The sequence below is a fragment of the Paenibacillus oceani genome (genome assembly GCF_014705615.1).
Classification (GTDB): Bacteria; Bacillota; Bacilli; order Paenibacillales; family NBRC-103111; genus Paenibacillus_AB; species Paenibacillus_AB oceani.
In genome coordinates this window covers 109,050-129,620 of the sequence record NZ_JACXJA010000017.1, presented here as the reverse complement: position 1 = coordinate 129,620, position 20,571 = coordinate 109,050, and the positions used below count along the sequence as shown (strand labels likewise).

The window sequence follows — 20,571 nt, the reverse complement described above, 5'->3', positions numbered from 1 at the left end:
TCCGCGTATACGCGAAGCGGCCGGTTTAAACCTGCTGCTGCTTGTATGATAGCACGGGAGAGGGGGACAAGTATACGTTTATATCGCGGCTATACCGCTGCGGACCCGGCTGCGGCCGGCTGTCTTTCCTCAATCTTGACGCCGCCGCCGTAAGCGGCGACAGCCGGCTCTTCCTCCGATTTGTCGCCTTCCAGGCCGTAAGGCAGGCAGAGCGGCGAGCCGGTCCGCGGATCGGGAATGACGTCCGCTTCGATTCCGAACACCTCGCGAAGCATCTCTTTATGAACGACCTCGGTCGGCGAGCCTTCATACAGCACATTGCCGTGTTTGATGGCCACGACATGGTGGGCATAACGTGTAGCGTGATTCAGATCGTGCACGACCATGATGATCGTCCGGCCTTCTTCTTTGTTAAGCCGCTCCAGCAGCTTTAATACTTCCAGTTGGTGAGCCATATCGAGGAACGTGGTCGGTTCGTCCAGGAACAAAATATCCGTACCTTGCGCCAGTGCCATCGCGATCCAGGCGCGCTGCCGCTGCCCGCCCGACATCTGGTCGATCGGACGGTCCGAGAATTCCGTCATTCCGGTTACTTGCAGCGCCCATGCCACCATTTCCTTGTCTTCTTTGCTGAGCGAGCCGAACCCTTTCTGATGCGGAAAACGCCCGAACGAAACGAGCTCGCTTACCGTCAGCCCTTCCGGCGCCACCGGGTTTTGCGGAAGAATGGCGAGCTGCTTGGCGACTTCCTTCGTCTGCATCTGATGGATCGACTTGCCGTCCAGAAAGACGCCGCCCTTCTGCGGCTTCATGATGCGCGCCATCGTTTTCAGGATCGTGGATTTCCCCGAACCGTTCGCTCCGACGAGCGCCGTTACTTTACCGGCCGGAATCGATAGATTCAGTTGATCGACAATCACTTTCTCACCGTATGCAATATGAAGCCTCTCGGCAAATAAACGAGACATGACGTCCACTCCTTATCGGAATATAGGATTATTTAGATTCATAGGTATGAGTTAAATCAATCGATGATAACGTTTCTCATTATTTCCTCTCATAAATGATAATGGTTATCATTGTCATTGTCAATGCCAGGTATTCGCCCGGAACAGAAAATACTCGCGTTTTCGTCCAAAGCGCTAAGCAACCTCGGACATTTACTGCCGATTTCCACCTTGTAACAGCCGGGCGTGACCCTCAGATGAAGCCTGCTCTTCAAAAAAGCGTTTTTGCGAACAATCGGCGAATACGCCCCGCCGCCTTTGCGATATTAACAAGGAACGAATAGTTCCGCTTACGGGAATGTGGTTGACCACCGTCATATGACGCCGGGCACCGAGCGCTGGGAGCTTCACGCGGTACGGAAAGGATGTGTCCGGACGAAATCATGCCGGTGATGAGGTGTCAGAATAACACCTTTCCGGCGTGTAACTAAGAAAGAATTGTCCGTAAAGCCCCCGGACGGTTCTTTGGTCTTCAACCCCAAACGACAGCTCGTCGGAGGGGAGGGTTGCTGCTCCAACCACCGTTAAGTCGCGTTGTCATCATGCGTTGGTATGGCTAACGAACCCAGAATTCGTTATCAGAGACGAATGCGGACGTTTGAATTTGTAACGAACTCTTGTATTCTTATTTCCGCAAATTGGATCGATTTTTTCCTTTTTCGGTTCGATAACGATCCCTGGATTCGTTAAGTCTGGAAAAACGTCGTTTTTCAGCTATAAGCACGATTCGATTCGTTAGTCATCGAACCTGAGTAGTATACGTTCTGTAATCTAATGCCAAGGAAGGGAACCCTCTCTATTCACTTTAGCACGGTAAAGAATTTAAGCTTTCTGGCAGATCGAGGATAAGCGCCTACCGGCGTCTTTTGACGCTGGCGTTTACCGAGTTTTAGAGCCACTCCTACGCTATACTTTCGGTGATAAATTAAAAAAAGACCGCTCCGCAGGGGAGCAGTCCTACCTTGAGAACTGAATATGGGTTTCGCGATACCGTCAGCGGCGGCGTCACCGCTTTACAGCCGGGCTGTTATCCGTAAACGATGAAACTGGTGCACCCCCGGACTGTTAAGGATGACTATAGAAATTTGCGATACTAAAAATTCTAATGAGGGTGGACTTGCCATAAAGTAGAAAATCGATTGGAAACACGATCTGAGAGACTACTGGCGACGGAAAATCTCCAAGCTTACAATCCTTTTCAAAAAACAGGGTTTCTCAACAACAAACAGGATTCCTCAACAGCCGATGCTGGCTCTTTGCTCGTACCGCCCGGTTTATGGGTTATGTCCGTTGTGTCTGTTGTGTGTGTCCATTGTGTCCCCTGTGTCCGTTTATCAGTTTGTCTGCTTGTCTGTTTGTCTGTTTGTTCTTTATGTCCGTTACGTCCGCTATGTCGGTTTGTCCGCTATGTCCATTATGTCGGTCACGGCTGTTATTTCCGTTCATCTATCCGTTTGTCCGTTCATCCGTTCATCCGTTTGTCCATTTATCCAGCATGTTCATATGTTTGTCCGTTATGTCCATTTTACCCATCTACCGTTGCGGGCCCGTGTCCGGGACAGCCTTCCGCTTTCAGGAAGCTGCGGCTGCAGTTCCCGAAACCGTCTCGCCGCCGGCCGTGATCGTATACGTGCACCCCGTCTCGCACGTCAGCTCGAACTTGCCGGCGGCGAGGTCGTACTCCAGTACCGCCACCTTATCGAGCGAATCGAGCACGACGGAGAATCGGCGCGTGAACAAGTATCCGCCGACCGTCAGTCTGCCGCGCTCCGGAAGTTCTACCGGCCGGCGATGCCGGGCGCGGTTTAACTCGCTTTCGCTCCGGACTTTGTCCAGCATCTCGCCGGTCGCGTTGCCCCAATGATCCCGGGTGCCTACTCCGGGCAGCTCGTAATACGTGATCAGATCGTCCTTGCCGATCTCGGCGGCCTTCGCGGCATACAGGCGCGAGTGATCCGCCGGCACGCGGATATCCGTCTCCCCGTGCGCCAGATAGACCGGGCTCGTCAGATTGCCGATCAGATCCAGCCCGCTGCGGGAACGGAACGCCATCGGATTGTCCTTCGGCGCGCAGCCGATCCAGACGTCCATCTCGTCGCGGAATTCGCCGATCTCGTCGTTATCGTACCAGAGCGCATAATCGGATATGCCGCACAAGGCGGTGACGGCGGCGAAATAGTCCGGGAATTTGCAGGCAATCGCCATCGCATTGCCGCCCCCTCCGCTTCCGGACTCGAAATAAACGATATCCGGATCGAGGATATACTCGGCGTAATGCTCCCGCGCATACTGAATGGCGTCGATTACATCGTACAGCTCCCAGCCGTTGCAATCAGGCGCCCCTTCCGAGTGCGCCCTGCCTCGCATATCGACATCCACCCTCAAATAATGGTTGCCTTGCTGCGGCTCCTCCATCGGCTTGAAGGCGGGGATGCTCATATGCCAGCCATGCGTGCCGGCGAGAATATAAGACGGCTTCTCCGGTTTTACGATGCGTGCCGCCAGCATCACCCCAGGCGTCCGTGACGATTCGTAGTAAATAAAGTCGCAATATGGCGAGGTTTGATTTTGCTTGGCCTGTTTTCTTTTTTCCAGTCTGACGCTGTCCTCGTATTGTTCGTAAGGCATCGGAACTCCTCCTATAGTAATCGTTTTCTCAATCATACAACGACTTGCCCGGACTTACATCAGGCGCTCTCAATCTTCATATAAAATTTACTTGTCTCAAATAGGAATAAGAAGGAACGGGACTGCCGTATTATTCATAATATCTTTAAATTCACGCGAAATTCACATGAAACCGGTATGTTCCGGGTCTAACATCCGGTTTCCTCGCGAATCATGTCGTTTTCTTCACACCAATTTCACAGCCCTATTCTTATAATGGAAGTTATAACGATTTGCAAACGCTTTCTGTTAATTCACTATCAAGGGGGTATTCGGCATATGTCGCGGATCTTGTTCAACCACGTCTACAAGCATTACGGCAAAGACAAGTTGCCCGTAGTCAAAGATTTCAATCTGGAAATCGAAGACAAGGAATTCGTCGTGTTCGTCGGCCCGTCGGGCTGCGGCAAATCTACTACGCTCCGCATGATCGCGGGCCTGGAGGACATCAGCAAGGGCGAAATTTACATTAACAACGTGCTGGTTAACGATCTTCCTCCGAAAGACCGGGACATCGCGATGGTGTTCCAGAACTACGCCCTGTACCCGAACATGTCGGTGTACGAAAATATCGCTTTCGGCTTGCGTCTCCGCAAAATGCCGAAGCATGAGATCGACATCGCCGTCAAACGCGCGGCCCGCGTTCTCGAGATCGAGCAGTATCTGGAACGCAAGCCGAAGCAGCTGTCCGGCGGTCAGCGCCAGCGGGTCGCACTCGGCCGCGCGATCGTACGGAACCCCGAAGTGTTTCTTATGGACGAGCCCTTGTCGAACCTTGACGCCAAGCTGCGCGTACAGATGCGCGCCGAGCTGATCCGGCTGCACAAGCAGCTCGAAGTTACGACGATTTACGTGACGCATGACCAGACGGAAGCGATGACGATGGCCAACCGGATCGTCGTTATGAAGGACGGCATCATTCAGCAGGTCGACACGCCGGAGGAAGTGTACAACAATCCTAGCAATACGTTCGTCGCCAGCTTTATCGGTTCGCCTCCGATGAACTTCATCGATGGAAGACTGGAGGAACACGGAGGCAAGCTGGAATTCCACACAAGCCGCTTCGCCCTCGAAATTCCGCTGGGCAAAGCCAAGGAGCTGACCGCCAAACGGCTGGTCAACAAAGTCGTCACCCTGGGCGTCCGCCCGGAGAACATCAGCGTCGATCAGATCGTATTCGATGCGTTCCCCAACGCCGTCGTTAACGGCATTCACAAGTTCAACGAGCTGATGGGAGCCGACCGCTTCCTTCATCTGGATATCGGCGGGCCGAACATGCTTGTCGTACGTACGAGTCCGCGCAACTTTTACAATGACGAGATGAAAGTATCGGTAGCTTTCGATATGCACAAAGCGCTGTTCTTCGATCGGGATAGCGGAGTGCGGCTTACCGAATCGTAACTCAAGGAAGGAGGATCTACCCTTGCAACGTACCCGTACCAAAAATAAGCGGGCGGTCGTAGCCGTCGTCCTCGCGGTGTCTGTCCTTCTCGGTCCAACTTTCGTCGGTCCTTCGCCTTTGCAGTCGGCATTCGCCGATACGGCCGCAACGAAGACCCAGAACGCGGCTACATCCGCCAAGGCTGCCGACTTAACCACGTCGAGCATGTTCGGCAAATTCGAGCCCTATTTCGCCCAGACGCTGGCCGATTGGACAACGAAAGGCTACGCACCCGGAACCGGCTCCTATAAGATCAACGGCGCAGACATTTCCAACCAGTCGGAGTTTAAGCAGGCGCAGAGCGGATCGTATCAAGGAAGAGACAACGTGCTGCTCTGGAAGAGCGAACGCGACAACTGGGTCGAATACCGGGTTCGCGTCGATAAAGCCGGACTGTATCAGATGAATCTGCAATATTATCCGTACGATCCGAACAATACCAGCTCGTTGAACCGGAGACCGGTACAGCTGGCCGTCACCGTCGATGGACAGTTCCCGTACCGCGAAGCCAGAGCGATCGTCTTCCGCAGATTGTTCAAGGACGAACTTCCCGCCAAGGTGGATTTCAAAAACGACGACATCCGGCCAAGGTCCGTATCCATCAACCAATGGCTTGACGAGCCGTTCCGGGATTCCATTAACTCGTACAGCGAACCGTTGAAGTTTTACCTGTCGGCAGGCGAGCATACGATCCGGCTGGCAGGCAGCGAACCGATCGCGATCGGCTCGATCGGGATTACCCCTCCGCAGCAATTCGTCGATTACAAGCAATACGCCGCGCAACTGCCGGCAACTCAAGCTTCTTCCGGCAATATCGTGAATTTCCAGGCGGAAGAAATGGGTACCAAAAACGACGTCGCTATTCAAATGGTCGTTAATAAGGACCCGCTTTCCGTTCCTCTGTCCCAAGGGAATGAAAGATTTAATACCGTCGGGGGCACCCGCTGGCAAACCGGCGGCCAGACCGTCTCCTGGACGTTCGAAGCGCCCGAAAGCGGACGTTACAAAATCGCCATGCGCGCCCTGCAAAATACGCTGACAAACATGGCCGCTTACCGGACGATTATGATAGACGGCAAAATCCCGTTCCGCGAGCTGCTGGAATACAAATTCCCGTACGTGAACAAATGGAAAGGGATAACGCTTTCCGACGAAGCGGGCAATCCGTTCGAGTTTTATTTTGAGAAAGGCAAGCACACCATTACGATGATCGCAACGTCGTCGCCTTTCCAAACCGTAATCATTCAATCCGAAGAAACGACCAATCTGCTTCGCGAAGTGACAGCGGAACTTAAAGCGTTGACCGGCGCCGTCGTAGACGTAAACCGGACATGGAAAATCGAGGAAGAATTCCCCGAATTGCCGGAGAAGCTGAGAGCGGTGCGCGAGCGGCTGGTTATTATGGCCGACGAGCAGTTGAAAGCGAACGGCAAGCCGGACAACGTGTATCAGACGATTCAGAGCGTACAGCGGGACCTGGACAGCTACTTGCGCTATCCGAACGAGATCCCGTACCATATGGATTCGATCGCAAGCCTCCAGGAAAAAATTGGCGGACTTCGTGAAACGCTGATCAAATCGCCGCTCCAGCTCGATCAATTTTATATCGTGCCGGCCGGAACGGATATGCCGAAAATGGAAGCGAACTTTTTCGAGAAATCGAAAGCGACCATCGTCAATTTCTTCTTATCCTTCATTAAGAAAGAAGACATTACCGACATCGATCCGGATGCGCTTAACGTATGGGTAGCTCGCGGACGCGACTTCGTCAACCTGCTGCAGGAGCTGAGCGACGAGCTGTACACCCCGCAGACCGGTGTACGCGTCAAGGTCAACCTTCTTGCTGACGAAAATCTGCTGATCTACGCAAACGCTGCAGGCATCACTCCCGACCTCGTGCTCGGGCAGCCTCAGGACAAATCGATCGACTTCGCGATGCGAGGAGCGCTGCAGGATTTGAGCGAATTCCCGGATTTCGAGAAGGTCAAGAGCGAGTTTGCACCCGGTGCGCTTATGCCTTTCTTCTATAACAAAGGGTACTACGCTCTGCCGGAAACCCAGCAATTTAAAGTCATGTTCTACCGGAAAGACATTATGGAGCAGCTCGGCCTGAAAATTCCGGATACGTGGGACGAAGTGTACGAGATGCTGCCGACGCTGCAGCAAAGCGGCTACAATTTCTACGTACCGACAGGCGATTTCATTACGTTCATCTATCAGAACAGCGCCGACTTCTTCACCAAGGACGGCATGCAAACGGCACTGAGCACGCCGGAAGCGTTCAAAGGCTTCAAGCAATGGACCGATCTGTTCAACATTTACGATCTGGAGAAGAGCGTTCCGAACTTCTATCAGCATTTCCGTAAAGGCTATATGCCGATCGGGGTGGCCGACTATACGACTTACATCCAGCTGGCCGTAGCAGCTCCCGAGCTGACCGGCTGGTGGGGAATCGCTCCGCTGCCGGGCATCAAGCAGCCGGACGGCACGGTGGCGCGCTGGTCCTCCGGCGGTCAAACGACGGCGTTTATGTACAAAAACTCACAGAAAAAAGATGCGGCTTGGAAATATATGAAATGGCTGCTTTCAGCTGATACGCAAGAGCGGTACGGCATGGATCTCGAGTCGTTCAACGGCATCACCTTCCGCTGGGCGACCGCTAATGTCGAAGCGTTCACAAGACTTCCATGGTCGAGAGAAGACCGCAACGTCATCCTCGAGCAGTGGAGATGGTACAAGGAAATGGCGAACCCGCCAGGCGCTTACTTCGTAGCGCGGGAGCTGAACAACGCTTGGAACCGGACGGTCGTCGACGGAATGAACTACCGCGAATCGCTGGAGGAAGCCGTCGTCAATATCGACCGCGAGATGATCCGGAAGGAACAGGAGTTCGGCTTCGTCTCGCCTGACGGTACTGTGCTGCATACGCTGGACCTGCCTCAAGTAACCAAACCGTGGGAAGGGGTTGACCGATTTGTTAACAAGTAAAACCGGTGTTTCGGTGCCCCTGAACAACAAACCGGCATTCGGCACACGGATGAGAAACTATATGAAGCTGATCTGGTCGTACCGGTTGTCTTATCTGTTTATCGCACCGTTCGTCATCTGCTTTACGTTATTTATTTTGGTTCCGATTATCGTGGCGATCCTGCTGAGCTTTACGTATTTCAACGGGCTGCAGCCGCCGCGGCTCGTCGGCTGGCAGAACTTCCTGTATTTGTTGTCGCAAGACTTGATCTTCCTGAAGCACGCGCTGCCGAACACGATCAAGTTCGCGATTCTCGTCGGGCCGGGAGGCTACATCGCCTCCTTCATACTCGCCTGGCTGATCTCGCAGCTGCCGAGCTTCTCGCGGACCGTGTATGCGCTGATCATTTACAGCCCTTCGCTCGTTGCAGGTCCGGCGCTGGCCGCCGTCTGGCTCCCGCTGCTGAACGGCGACCGGATCGGCTACTTGAACAGTATTCTCCTCCAGTTAGGCCTGATCGACAAACCGGTCCTCTGGGTTACCGACGTTAAATATTTGATGGGTTCCATGGTCGTCGTTACGTTATGGGCCAGTATGGGGATCGGCTTCCTCGCCCAGTTGGCGGGTATACTGAACGTCAACAAAGAACTGTACGAAGCCGGACGCATCGACGGCATCAAGAGCAGGCTGCAGGAAATCTGGTATATCACGATTCCGTCCATGAAGCCGCAGATGTTGTTCAGCGCCGTAATGGCGATCGTTGGTACGTTTAAGGCCGGGGAAATCGGAGCGACTTTGTCCGGTACCATCCCGACGCCGCAATATGCGGGCCACGTTCTGATGAGCCATATTCAGGACTACGGCGATATCCGCTTCGAGCTGGGTTACGCGTCGGCGATTTCGGTATTCCTGCTGATCATGATGTACCTGGCGAACAAGCTCAGTCATAGGCTATTTGGAAGTCGAGGTGATGAGTAATGGCTGCTAGCGCCCCCAACCCGGTAAAGCGTCTCTGGACATCGATGCGGCTCAAAAGAAAAAATAAGCTGAATCGAATCGACGGCTTTCAAAAAGTGCTGATTGTCATCTTAACACTGCTAGCGATTTTTATGCTCATCCCGCTGGTGTTTATATTCGCGCATTCCTTGAAGCCGTTTCATGAACTGTTTATTTTTCCGCCACGCATCTATGTGGAGGAGCCGACCTTGCAAAACTTTATCGAATTGTTCACCCTGTCGAGCAACTCCGTAGTGCCGGTTACCCGGTATTTGTTCAACAGTATCATAGCGACTGCGCTCACCGTTATCGGTGTCGTGATCGTCAGCGCCCTGTGCGCTTACCCGCTGTCCAAGCACAAGTTTCCCGGGCATAACTTCTTGTTCGCGACGATCATTCTGACACTGATGTTCGCGAGCGAGACCGTAGGAATTCCGCGTTACCTCGTCGTATCGAAGCTGGGCATCATGAATAACTATCTGGGCCATCTGCTTCCGTACTTGGCGGCCCCGGTCAGCGTATTCCTGATGAAGCAGTTCGTCGACCAGGTGCCGAACGAACTGCTAGAGGCGGCCAAAATGGACGGCGCCCGCGAATGGACCGTGTTTTATAAGATCGTCATTCCGATGATTATGCCGGCCGTCGCCACGGTTTCGATCCTGACGTTCCAAGGCGCTTGGAGCAACATCGAACCGTCCCGCTTGTTCATGCAGGACGAAGCGATGAAGACGTTCCCGTTTTTCCTCCAGACGATTCTTGGCGGAGCGGCGAACGCAGTAGCAAGACAAGGCGCGGCAGCGGCGGCTACACTCGTCCTCTTCCTGCCTAACCTGCTGTTCTTCTTGTTCTACCAGCGGAAAGTCATCGCCACGATGGCACATTCCGGCATTAAATAAGGACTAGACTGATTCGGAGGTCTGACCATGAACCTGAATAAAAGCCGGCGGATCCTGATGCTTCTCGTCCTGACTTTGGCTGTTGCCGTCGCGGTGATGCCGATGACCGCATTTGCGGAAGTGCCGTACTGGACGAACTCCAAGGAGAAGCAAGGACGCCTGATCTGGACGCAGCCGGCGTATACTCCGGTCGGAATATTCGGCAAAGACTTAACCGTGCCGGATAAAGACAAACCGGGAGCTACCAAAGCTTCGCCGCTGCAAAACCCGAAAGATATTTTTATCGATAAAAGCGATAACATCTATGTAGCCGATACCGGCAATAACCGGATCGTCCAATTCGATTCCAACGGCAAATGGATTCGTTACATCGAAGCTACTGTTGAAGGCAAGCCGCTGAACAAACCGGAAGGCGTCTTCGTTACGGACGACGGCATCATCTACATCGCCGACACCGGCAACAAGCGGGTCGTGCGCGTGAACAAGGACGGATCTACCAAAGAATACGGCAGACCGCCTTCCAAGTTTATTCCGGAAGCGTTCAAGTACGATCCGACCCGGCTCGTCGTCGACAAGCGCGGATTTCTGTACATCGCCGTACTCGGCGGCTACCAAGGTCTGCTGCAGCTCGATCCGGAAGGCAACTTCCAAAGCTTCTACGGGGCCAACGCCACAGTGTTCTCTCCGCTGGACGCAATGAAACGCCTGCTCTATACGAAGGAAATGTACGCGAATGAGATTAGCAAGCTTCCGGGCGCGATCAGCAGCGTCGCCGTTGATAACGACGGGTTCATGTACACGACCACGGCCGGGCAAGGCATCAAGAAAAATCAGATCAAAAAGCTGAGCATCCGGGGCATGAACTTGCTCAAAACCGATACGGACGTATACGGCGAAGTCCGGAGAATGGATATCCGGTTCGCAACTGGCGGACAAGTGACGCCGCAGCTGATCGACCTTGCCGTCGATTCCAACGGCAACATTACGGCGATCGACTCTTCGTACAAATATATTAACCAGTACGACGCGAACGGAAATCTGTTGTTCTTCTGGGCAGGCCCGTCCTCGGCGAATACGACTCAGCTCGGCCTGATGAAAAATCCGGTCGCCCTCGACGCTAGCTCGCGTAACGATTTGTATTTGCTCGACGGCCAGGAAGGCGTCGTCCAAATTTTCAGACTGTCGGAATTCGGCATAAAAGTGAACGAGGCGAACAAGCTGACGCTTGCCGGCCGTTACGAAGAGAGCGAAGGCCCATGGCGCGAAGTGCTGCGCCTGAACGCCAACTTCTCGCCGGCCATGCTCGGTCTTGCAAAAGCCGCCTACAAGCAGGGCAATTACGAGGAAGCACGCGATTTGTTCAAACGTGCCGAAGACCACAAAGGATTTTCCAATGCGTTCTGGCAAATCCGGCTTCAATGGTTCCAGAAAAACTTCTCGCTGATGGCTACCATCGTGCTTGTGCTCGTAATCGGTCTTGCCTTATTCGAACGGCTGACCCGTAAAACCAAATGGCGGAATGCCTGGAAAAACCGCAAACGGTCGCAAAATTCGGCCGCCGTACAGTTCCGGCATATGTTCTACCTGCTGAAGCATCCGATCGACGGCTTCACCGCTCTCCGCTACGAGAACAAAGGCGGATACTGGAGCGCGCTTGCCGTTCTGGCGTGCGCTTACGCATCTCTGGTCATCATGCGGCTGTACACCAGCTTTTCGTTTAACATGACCGACTTGAACCGGTTCAACGTGCTCTCGCACTTTTTGCAGTTCGCGCTGATCTGGATCGGCTGGGTCGTCTCGAACTACCTGGTCAGCTCGATTTATCGCGGTGAAGGCCGCTTCAAGGACGTGTTCGTCGGCAGCGCCTACGCGCTGATGCCGGTCATCCTGGTCGGGATCCCGATTGCGATCATTTCGAATATTATGACGAATTCCGAGCTGGCGATCTATGATTTTATTCTTAACATGATGTATCTGTGGGCAGGGCTTATGTTTTTCTGGAAAGTCCAGTCGCTGCAAAACTACTCGGTCGGAGAAACGATCGTCAACCTGGTGCTGTCGATCCTGGCTTTCTTTATCCTGGCCGTGCTCCTGCTCGTTATCTTGGGTCTCAGCAGCGATCTGAAGGACTTCGTGTATGAAGTTTACCAGGAGGTGAGGCTGCGGTGACGGTTATCAAACGCATACCGGTAACGGCTTGGGTCATTATCGTACTAGTCGTGGCGCTCGCCATCTTCGTCCTGACCCGTCTCGATACGGGTACGCTAGGCAGACAGGCGGCCGAAGCGGCCGCCGTAGCGGCTCCCGGGGCTGTGAAGGTCGACAAGGGACCGGCCGAGCTGCCGAACGACGCCAATATGAAGACGGTTGCCCAGACTCCTCAGCTGGAGCTGAAAATGGATGCGGCGTCGGGACATTTCGCCGTAGTCGACAAACGCAACGGCAACGTATGGCGGTCTTATCCGAGCCCGGACCAATGGGCTAACGAAACGCAGGAAGGCCAGTGGCGGGTGCATCTTCGCTCCCCCGTCATGTTCCGTTACATCGATCTGTCCGGCAAGCTGTCCCAGCCGAAAGAGTCCAACCTGCTGGAAGAGCGCGGAGAGATCAAGGACATCGCTACAATCGACGGCGGCTTCCGCTTGACGTTCGACATGCCGTCGAAAGAAATTACGATACCGATCGAAGTAAAAGTGGACGGCGATTCCGTCGTCACCAAAATCATCGATTCCGGAGTCAAGGAAGGCAAGCTCAGCCTGATCTGGGTCAGACTGTACCCGTTCTTCGGAGCGGAGCGTTCCGAAGGCCAGGACGGCTACTTGTTCGTACCGGACGGCTCGGGGGCCCTGATTCCTTACGACCCGAACAGCACGAACGTCAACCGGATCTACCAGGAGCCGATTTACGGCCAAGACTTGTCGTTTAAAGTAAACAGCGAGCCTAACTCCCGCAATCAGGTCGTTATGCCTGTCTACGGAGCCAAATCGCAAGACCGCGCTTACCTCGCGATCGTCGAGGACGGCGCCGAGCAAGTCGAGATCGTCGGATCTCCATCGGGCGTATTCAGCGGATACAACTGGATCACCGGTCAGCAAAACTACCGTTCCACGTATCGGCAAGTAACGAACGAAGCCAAAAACCGTTCCTTTACGACTTACAACAAGGACGAACGCTTCGGAGGCGACCGTGCCGTCCGCTATGTGCTTCTGGATAAGCCGAAAGCCAACTATGTCGGCATGGCGGAACGCTACCGCGAATATTTAATCAAGACGCACGACTTGAAGACGATTACGCCGAAAAGCAACAAAATGCCGATGCTCGTCAACATTATCGGCGCTGTGCAGGAAGACGGACTGATCACCGACCGCTACTTGAAGACGACGTCCACCTCGGACGCTATGAAGATGGTCCAGCGGCTGTACGGGCTCGGGCTCGACAATATGGTCGTCAACTACTTGGGCTGGCAGGAAGACGGCTACAACGCCCTGGGCGCACCGCTGCGGGTCGACAAGCGGCTCGGCGGCGTCGAAGGGATGAAGCAGTTCACCCAGTACGCCCGAACGCTCGACATTCCGGTTTACCTGAATACGAACTACGCGTTCAATAACACGGATGCCGGCAAGTTCAACCGGAACCGTCACGGATTGCGCGACCTCGGCGGTACGGTGATGGGACGGCTGGTCAGCATGGGCTTCCTCGGTTCGCTGTTAGACCGCGAGATTACGTACATCAAGGATCTCGGAGCAACCGGCATTACCGCGGAAGGGATCGGAGCCGACGTATTCAGCGACTTCAACACGAACTATCCGGCGAGCCGGGAAGAAAACCGCAAGCTGCAGCAATCGTATCTGAAAAAATTCCGAGACGGCGGTCTCGACGTACGCGGTGCGAACACTCCGTTCGCGAATCACACGAACTTTTTCGCGGTTCCGTACGTCAGCGCGATCGACGGTTTGTCCGACGACTATTCGTTCGACTCGTTCTCGGATACGGCGATCCCGTTCGCTCAAATCTCGCTGCACGGACTTGTCTCCTATACGTCGTTCGCGGCCAACAACCGCGACGAATACCAGAAGCAGTTCCTGCGCGATCTGGAATACGGCTCGGCACCGTCGTTCATGTTCCTGTACGAGAACGCCGAACAGTTCAAATACGCCAACACCGACCTTCACCCGTACAGCCCGGATTACCGCGACTGGGAGGCGGAAGCGGTGAAGGAATATCAAAAAGTAAACGAAGCGCTCGGCGATGTGCAAGACAAGTTCATCATTAATCACCGCGAACTGGCGCCGGAAGTGAAAGAAACGACTTATGCCGGCGGCAAGCGGATCATCGTTAACTACGGCACTCAAACGTACCGCAACGGCAGCATTACCGTTCAGCCGCTCGACTACTTGATCGTGAAAGGAGGGACCACGCCATGACAGTCAAAAAGAAACGATTAGCGGCCAATCATATCCGCAAGATTGAAGGCTCGTTATTTATTGCACCATGGATACTCGGATTTTTTGCCTTTATGGCGTTCCCTCTCGGCTACTCGCTCTACATGAGTTTCCATCAGGTGCGTATCCTGGGTACCGGGATCGAGATCGTTCCCGTCGGGCTGAAGCATTACAAATATATCCTGCTTGAGAACGGCGCTATTTTGTACAATCAGCTGTTCCCGTTTTTACGGCAAGCGCTCATCATGATCCCGATCATTCTCGTCTTCTCGCTGCTCATCGCGATCATGCTGAATCAGAAGTTCCCGGGAAGATCGGTCTTCCGTTCGATCTTTTTCCTGCCCGTCATCTTTACGACCGGGCAGGTCGTACGGGAGTTTATGACGCAAGGGGAAGGCGACATCGGCTTCCTCGAGCGTTACAACATCGCCTCTCTCGTCCAGCAGAACTTGTCGGGCGCATGGGCCGGACCGATCGTATCCGTTATGGGCTCGTTCGTCCTGATTCTCTGGTACTCCGGCGTACAGATTCTGATCTTCCTCGCCGGACGCCAGACGATCGGCAGCTCGGTTTATGAAGCGGCGCGGATCGACGGCGCATCGCCTTGGGAAGTGTTCTGGAAAATTACACTGCCAGGCATGACACCGTTCATTTTGCTTAATCTGATCTACACAACCGTCGACTTGTTCACGTTCCCGACGAACCCGATCCTGACCCAGATCTCCACTTCCAATTACGGTCAGTCCAGCGCGCTGGCATGGATCTACTTCGTTATCATTCTGGTCTTCCTCGGTATCATACTGGGTATTTTCAATAAAGTGAACAAAGCGGCGGGCATGGCCCGTTGACGGAGAAAGGAGACCTACGATGACCAAACTGCTGGCGGCTTTCAAGGAAAGACGCTACGAGGGACTGAACTGGAGAGCCGGACTTACCAAGACCCGTTATGTGGTGCTTGGTAAAGAGGCGGACAAGGGCCTCATTTTCCGAATATTTCTGTATTTGATCCTGATCGACGTCGCTTACATTTATTTAAACCCGATTTTGTTCATGATCGCCACGATGGTCAAAAACTCGGCCGACCTGCTCGACCCTTCGGTCAGTTGGGTGCCGAGAGCGATCTACACCGGCGTCCTGCAGGACGCCTGGGTGAAGCTGAAGTATCCGACCGCCTTCTCGGTAAGTATGATCATGTCGCTTACCGTATCGATCCTCCAGACGGTATCGTGTGCGGTAGCCGGATACGCCTTCGCCCGGCTCGAGTTTCCGTTTAAAAAGTTTTGGTTTTTCTGCCTCATCTTGACGTTTATCGTACCGACTCAGGTCGTCATTCTGCCGAACCTGATCGCTGCTAGCCAATTGGGACTGATGAAGACGTACTACCCGATTCTTCTGCCCGCTTTGTTCGGGCACGGTCTCAAAGGCGCCTTGTTCGTCATCATCTATCGCCAGTTTTTCTCCACACAGCCTAAAGAGCTCGAGGAAGCAGCGAAAATCGACGGCGCCAACGTCTTTAAAATTTTCTTCAGAGTTATGCTTCCACTGGCAAAACCGGCTATTCTCGTCGTTTTCCTGTTCTCCTTCGTATGGACTTGGAACGACTACTACTTGCCGAGCATGTACTTGAACGGCGTGAAGGAGCTCCCGCTGTCGATGGGCATCTCGCAAATCGCAGCTGTGCTGGATCAGCAAGCGAAAGAGTTCGGCCCGTCGATCTTCGACGAACCGCTCAAGATGGCGACGGCGTTCCTCGTCATCCTGCCTCCGCTGATTCTGTACATGTTCACGCAGCGCTGGTTCGTTGAAGGCGTCGAGCGTACAGGTTTGGTTGAATAGTCAGACCCGGCCGGCACAATCGCTTGGCCAAATCGATTTCCGCGGCAGGATTTTCAACTCCTGCCGTGGAATTCTTTTTTTAAGAGAACATTGAGGAGGGGATGCCCGTTGCATATATTGATTGTCGAAGACGAACCCAAAATCCGCGACGTGCTTATCGCCTACTTGGAGAAAGAAGGCTGGCAAACCGACTACACCTCGAACGGAATCGAAGCGGTTCAGAAGTTCGATTACGTCCAGCACGACCTGATCATTCTCGATCTGATGCTGGAAGGAATGCCCGGCGAGCAGGTATGCTCCCGCATTCGCGAGAAATCGAACGTCCCGATCATTATGCTGACCTCCAAATCTCGTGAAATCGATACGATAAACGGACTGAATCTGGGAGCCGACGATTATATCGTCAAACCGTTCCGGGCGAAGGAGCTGATCGCCCGCATCCACGCTTTGTTCCGCCGCATCGCACCGGTCAAGCGGGCGTCCGACGAGGAGAAGGTCGTCCATTTCAACGGCGGCAAGCTGATCGTCGACACCGATACCCGTGAGGTGATTACGGACGGAAGGCTCGTTCAACTGACAGCTACCGAATTCAAGCTGCTGTCCGTGCTCATCCGCAAGCCGGGCAAAGTATTCAGCCGCTCCGATCTTTCTTATACCGTCCAAGGATATCGCTTTCAAGGAGACGGACGGGCGATCGACGCGCATGTCAAAAATTTGCGCAAAAAAATCGAACGCGACCCTTCGAACCCTCTGTATGTCGTCACCGTCGTAGGCTCGGGATACAAATTTTCGATGCAGCCGGATGATCCCGAGACATGAGAAAACTATTTCCGACCTTCCGCAAAATGAGCTTTATTTTGTTTTGCAGCTTCCTGATTTATTCGATCGGCATCGTATTTCTCATCTCGTTCGTCAACAATACGAATTGGCAAAATTTGTTCATGCGGTTTCAATCGATGCAGATCGACAAAAACAGCTATCTCGTCATGGACGACATGCGGGGATACGGCATTATCAGCGGTCCCCTGACAAACGAGCAGCGGTTATGGCTGCAGCGCCGATCCGCCTTGTACGGCATCCTGCTTCGTTTCGAAAGCGCGGACCGCAAGGAAGTCTGGTTCGATACGTATGTCAAGGCGAATATCCCGGTGTCCAGCAAATCGATCGAATCGCCCTATACCGCTAACGGTAAAGTGCAAGGCTATCTGCGCATGGAGTATATATTAAGCAGCAGCGAGCTGGAGCCCGCTTACGCGGAATTTATGAAATCGATTTCGTTCCGCTCCAAGCTGCTGCTGATCGGCGTCGTTGCGGCTTCCGTCCTGCTCAGCTTTTTTATCGCGCGCGGGTTGACCAAACGGCTGAACGACGTATACCGGATGGCCAATGAGATCGGAAAAGGCAAACGCGACGTCTCCCTGCCGCTCAAAGGCCCGGAGGAAGTCCGGAGACTGGCCGTCACGCTGCACGAGATGACCAAGGAGCTGAAGAAACAGGAAGACTGGCGCCACGCTCTGATGGAAGATTTGACGCACGAGCTGCGGACGCCGCTCACTACCCTGCTTACGCAAATCGAAGCGATCGTGGACGGCGTATACGATCCGGAGCCTCACCGGCTCCAGGACATCTATGACGAGCTGATCCGGCTGTCCCGCCTCGTTAACGATCTGGAGCGGCTCTCCGAAGCGGAAAGCGCCCGCTTCTCGCTGTACGTGCGCCGGACGAACATGGTCGAGCTGGCCCGAACGGTTTACTCCAACTTTTTGCCGCTCGCCCGCAGCAAACGAATTAAGCTGATTTTCGAACCGGCCTATGTTCCCTGCTACGCCGAGGTGGACAAGGACAAGATCGTTCAGGTGTTGTCCAACATCGTGTCCAATGCGATCAAGTATACGTCGGAGGGCGGCAAAGTGCTGATCGCCGTCTCGTGGAGCGTCGACCGTACGTTAATCGTTGTCGAAGACAACGGCATCGGTGTAAGCGAACAGGATCTGCCCTATATATTCAACCGGCTGTACCGGGCGGACAAGTCCCGCTCCCGCTTCAGCGGCGGTGTCGGTCTCGGTCTGAGCATCGCCAAGGCGCTGGCCGAAGCGCATAACGGAACGATCGAAGCGACAAGCGAGCTGGGCGTCGGCTCGCGATTCACGATCATGCTGCCAAGCACGTTTGCGCCTTATATGGGAGAGCAGACATAAGCTCACTCATCCGCCGGTTCAGGCCAGCGAACTCTTCCCTACTCTTGAACAAAGCCGCACTCTCAGGTTCCGCTAACCTGGCCGAGGCGGCTTTTTGGCAGGTTCCTGTTAGAATTGCGAAGATAAAAATCGACAAGAAACACGGTACTCTAGATAAAATGTCATTTTTCATAACATATTGTCGCATGAATTGTTAATATTATCTAATGTCATTGTAGGAATGCTAGATTTGTGTTATATTAAATGACACAATGCGTAGAGGCTTATACAAGGAGGTTGTTGCAGAATGACTTGGAAGATGATTGCACTGGATTTGGACGGCACACTGCTTGATCGGAGCGGAGCGATTTCGGAGGAAAATGCGGAATGGGTCCGGAAGGCACACTCTTCCGGCATTACCGTCGTTCTGGTCAGCGGCCGCCACCGGCTTCGGATGGTTCCGGTAGTCGAACGCTTGAATCTTCGTCTGCCTATGATTACAACGAACGGATGCGAAACGTGGTCGGCCGACGGACGTCTGATCTCCCGCTGCGTGCTTCCCTGGAAAGACGTCGAAGCCGTTCACCTGTTCGCTTTTCAACATAACGTCCAATACCGGGCTTATTGCGCGGAAGGGGTGTTCGACTCCGACCGGAGCCATCATCTCGCCCAGATGGACTACAGCTGGCTGAAAGTGCTGCTGAAATCGGAAGACCGCCGCAGCTTGTACGATGCCCATGAGCGCTTGCTGGCGACCAACCGCGTCGAGCTGATCGTCTACGGCTTGCCGGGCGAACCACAGCACATCGACGTTCAGCCGAAGGGTACCGGCAAGGCAAGCGCGCTCGACAGCTTGTGCACCAGCCTCGGCATCCGCCCGGAAGAGGTGGTCGCATTCGGAGACGACCGCAACGATATTGAGATGCTTCGCTGGGCCGGCATGGGTGTCGCCATGGGCAATGCGCCGGACGAGGTCAAGGAAGCGGCCAATATGATCGCCCCGCACTACCTCGAATCCGGCGTAGGCCGCACAATCGCCCGGATTATGCAGCAGGCTTCGGCTTAACGCCCGGACCCGGAGTCACAGCAAGCCGAGCAGCAGCGCGCCTGCAACGGTAACGAGCCCCCCGGCTGCGGAACCGACAACATTGACAGCATCGTTGTTCCAGCCGAAGAAGCCGCGAATCCGCTCCGTCTGCCGCCCGCAGTGGCGGCGCTGCTCCACTTCGCGGCCGCATACGCCGCAGCGGAACATCAGTTGCACCGTCGCGCCGAGCAGCGAGTCGCAGAGCGAGCCGGCCGTGCCGCCGATCAGCCCGAGAGCCGCCCATGAAGCCAGCCGGACCAGTCCGGATTCGGTGCCGGACGGCTCTATTTGCCCGGGAATCGCCTCCATCAGCAGCCAGGCGGTCAGCCCGATGAACAAACCGCCCGCCACCGATGCAGCGAGACCAAGTGCGGAGACGCCTCCGGACGTCCCGGCCGTGACCCGCTTGCCGGTCAAAATCGATCTTGGCGGCGTCCGGCTTAAGCCCCCAATCTCCGTCGCCCACGTATCGGCATTCACCGAAGCCATCACGCCCAGAAAAGCGAACCACCATACGGGATGCGGCCATACAACCGCTCCGACGCACAGCAGCAATGCGAGGCCTCCGTTCGCCGCCACTTGTCCGGCATCGCGCCTACCCGACTTCTCGTACCCGCTCTCGGCGGCTTCCTTGCGTTTCTTCTTCCATCTGGACAACAAGGTGGAGGAGATGAAAAAAGCGATAAGCGTGCCGAACCAAACCGCGCTGCCGAGTCCGTACATAACCGTTCCCAGCACGACGGCCGCCGCGAACCCCGAACCGGACAGCGAACGCTTCCTGCTGGCGGCTCCCGCGATGACCACACTGCCTGCCAAGCCGACTAACCATTCCATCGAAATCGGTTCTCCTTCCATCCGTTAAACGGGTGAGACCAAGCTTCATTCAGGCTTGTCACTTGGTCGTGTTACGAATCAAGTTATCACACTCCAGCTCTTCTGACAACGTGGCCAATCGGGCCGTCCTCCTTCCCGATCCTAATCCGAATTCGACTTTTCTCGATCCGTTTCGCTTGTCGTTGCAGGAAATCTTCATGCCGCATGGAATATAATGAGT

The 20,571-nt window shown here is 54.4% G+C and carries 14 protein-coding genes; 11 read left to right on the top strand and 3 right to left on the bottom strand.

What is annotated here, in order from left to right:
* Positions 1-89: 89 nt before the first annotated feature.
* Both IDH45_RS14700 and IDH45_RS14695 read right to left on the bottom strand, forming a co-directional pair.
* Positions 90-968: an ABC transporter ATP-binding protein gene (locus tag IDH45_RS14700; protein ID WP_190928845.1), complete on the bottom strand. Its 879-nt coding sequence runs from the start codon at positions 966-968 to the stop codon at positions 90-92.
* Between the two features lie 1,611 nt (positions 969-2,579).
* Positions 2,580-3,635 carry an alpha/beta hydrolase family protein gene (locus IDH45_RS14695; RefSeq protein ID WP_190928843.1) on the bottom strand — a complete coding sequence of 352 codons (1,056 nt, stop codon included), beginning with the start codon at positions 3,633-3,635 and terminating at the stop codon, positions 2,580-2,582.
* Positions 3,636-3,953: 318 nt separating this feature from the next.
* Between IDH45_RS14695 and IDH45_RS14690 the strand changes: the two genes are divergently transcribed.
* The 11 genes from IDH45_RS14690 to IDH45_RS14640 all read left to right on the top strand — a co-directional run bounded on the left by IDH45_RS14690 (position 3,954) and on the right by IDH45_RS14640 (position 19,496).
* On the top strand, positions 3,954-5,075 hold the full coding sequence (locus IDH45_RS14690; protein WP_190928841.1) for an ABC transporter ATP-binding protein: 1,122 nt from the start codon (positions 3,954-3,956) through the stop codon (positions 5,073-5,075).
* 22 nt (positions 5,076-5,097) lie between these two features.
* A complete protein-coding gene (locus IDH45_RS14685; RefSeq protein ID WP_190928839.1) occupies positions 5,098-8,103 on the top strand; it encodes an extracellular solute-binding protein in 3,006 nt (1,001 codons plus the stop codon).
* A gap of 49 nt (positions 8,104-8,152) precedes the next feature.
* On the top strand, positions 8,153-9,061 hold the full coding sequence (locus IDH45_RS14680) for a carbohydrate ABC transporter permease (RefSeq protein WP_190928885.1): 909 nt from the start codon (positions 8,153-8,155) through the stop codon (positions 9,059-9,061).
* The gene (locus tag IDH45_RS14675) at positions 9,061-9,975 is read left to right on the top strand and encodes a carbohydrate ABC transporter permease (protein ID WP_223836662.1); all 915 of its coding nucleotides are present in this window, start codon (positions 9,061-9,063) and stop codon (positions 9,973-9,975) included. The genes IDH45_RS14680 and IDH45_RS14675 overlap by 1 nt, the downstream gene beginning before the upstream one ends.
* A 27-nt stretch (positions 9,976-10,002) precedes the next feature.
* Complete coding sequence (locus IDH45_RS14670) at positions 10,003-12,144, top strand: YIP1 family protein (protein ID WP_190928837.1); 2,142 nt, start codon at positions 10,003-10,005, stop codon at positions 12,142-12,144.
* On the top strand, positions 12,141-14,399 hold the full coding sequence (locus IDH45_RS14665) for a DUF5696 domain-containing protein (RefSeq protein WP_190928835.1): 2,259 nt from the start codon (positions 12,141-12,143) through the stop codon (positions 14,397-14,399). The genes IDH45_RS14670 and IDH45_RS14665 overlap by 4 nt, the downstream gene beginning before the upstream one ends.
* Positions 14,396-15,265, top strand: coding sequence for a carbohydrate ABC transporter permease (locus IDH45_RS14660; protein ID WP_190928833.1), 870 nt, complete (start codon positions 14,396-14,398; stop codon positions 15,263-15,265). The genes IDH45_RS14665 and IDH45_RS14660 overlap by 4 nt, the downstream gene beginning before the upstream one ends.
* Positions 15,266-15,284: 19 nt before the next feature.
* On the top strand, positions 15,285-16,253 hold the full coding sequence (locus IDH45_RS14655; RefSeq protein WP_190928831.1) for a carbohydrate ABC transporter permease: 969 nt from the start codon (positions 15,285-15,287) through the stop codon (positions 16,251-16,253).
* Positions 16,254-16,361: 108 nt separating this feature from the next.
* Positions 16,362-17,072, top strand: a complete 711-nt coding sequence (locus IDH45_RS14650) for a response regulator transcription factor (protein ID WP_190928829.1) — start codon at positions 16,362-16,364, stop codon at positions 17,070-17,072.
* A complete protein-coding gene (locus IDH45_RS14645; protein ID WP_190928827.1) occupies positions 17,069-18,451 on the top strand; it encodes a sensor histidine kinase in 1,383 nt (460 codons plus the stop codon). The genes IDH45_RS14650 and IDH45_RS14645 overlap by 4 nt, the downstream gene beginning before the upstream one ends.
* 286 nt (positions 18,452-18,737) lie before the next feature.
* A complete protein-coding gene (locus IDH45_RS14640; RefSeq protein ID WP_190928825.1) occupies positions 18,738-19,496 on the top strand; it encodes an HAD family hydrolase in 759 nt (252 codons plus the stop codon).
* 15 nt (positions 19,497-19,511) lie between these two features.
* Here the strand turns inward: IDH45_RS14640 and IDH45_RS14635 are convergent, their stop codons facing one another.
* The gene (locus IDH45_RS14635) at positions 19,512-20,351 is read right to left on the bottom strand and encodes a DUF92 domain-containing protein (protein ID WP_190928823.1); all 840 of its coding nucleotides are present in this window, start codon (positions 20,349-20,351) and stop codon (positions 19,512-19,514) included.
* Positions 20,352-20,571: the final 220 nt, after the last annotated feature.

Excerpts from the sequence above, each read along its gene's own strand:
- IDH45_RS14680 (WP_190928885.1), top strand. The coding sequence starts at position 8,153 with ATGAGAAACTATATGAAGCTGATCTGGTCGTACCGGTTGTCTTATCTG.
- IDH45_RS14700 (WP_190928845.1), bottom strand. The coding sequence starts at position 968 with ATGTCTCGTTTATTTGCCGAGAGGCTTCATATTGCATACGGTGAGAAA.
- IDH45_RS14645 (WP_190928827.1), top strand. The coding sequence starts at position 17,069 with ATGAGAAAACTATTTCCGACCTTCCGCAAAATGAGCTTTATTTTGTTT.
- IDH45_RS14655 (WP_190928831.1), top strand. The coding sequence starts at position 15,285 with ATGACCAAACTGCTGGCGGCTTTCAAGGAAAGACGCTACGAGGGACTG.
- IDH45_RS14635 (WP_190928823.1), bottom strand. The coding sequence starts at position 20,351 with ATGGAATGGTTAGTCGGCTTGGCAGGCAGTGTGGTCATCGCGGGAGCC.
- IDH45_RS14670 (WP_190928837.1), top strand. The coding sequence starts at position 10,003 with ATGAACCTGAATAAAAGCCGGCGGATCCTGATGCTTCTCGTCCTGACT.
- IDH45_RS14640 (WP_190928825.1), top strand. The coding sequence starts at position 18,738 with ATGACTTGGAAGATGATTGCACTGGATTTGGACGGCACACTGCTTGAT.
- IDH45_RS14690 (WP_190928841.1), top strand. The coding sequence starts at position 3,954 with ATGTCGCGGATCTTGTTCAACCACGTCTACAAGCATTACGGCAAAGAC.
- IDH45_RS14695 (WP_190928843.1), bottom strand. The coding sequence starts at position 3,635 with ATGCCTTACGAACAATACGAGGACAGCGTCAGACTGGAAAAAAGAAAA.
- IDH45_RS14675 (WP_223836662.1), top strand. The coding sequence starts at position 9,061 with ATGGCTGCTAGCGCCCCCAACCCGGTAAAGCGTCTCTGGACATCGATG.
- IDH45_RS14660 (WP_190928833.1), top strand. The coding sequence starts at position 14,396 with ATGACAGTCAAAAAGAAACGATTAGCGGCCAATCATATCCGCAAGATT.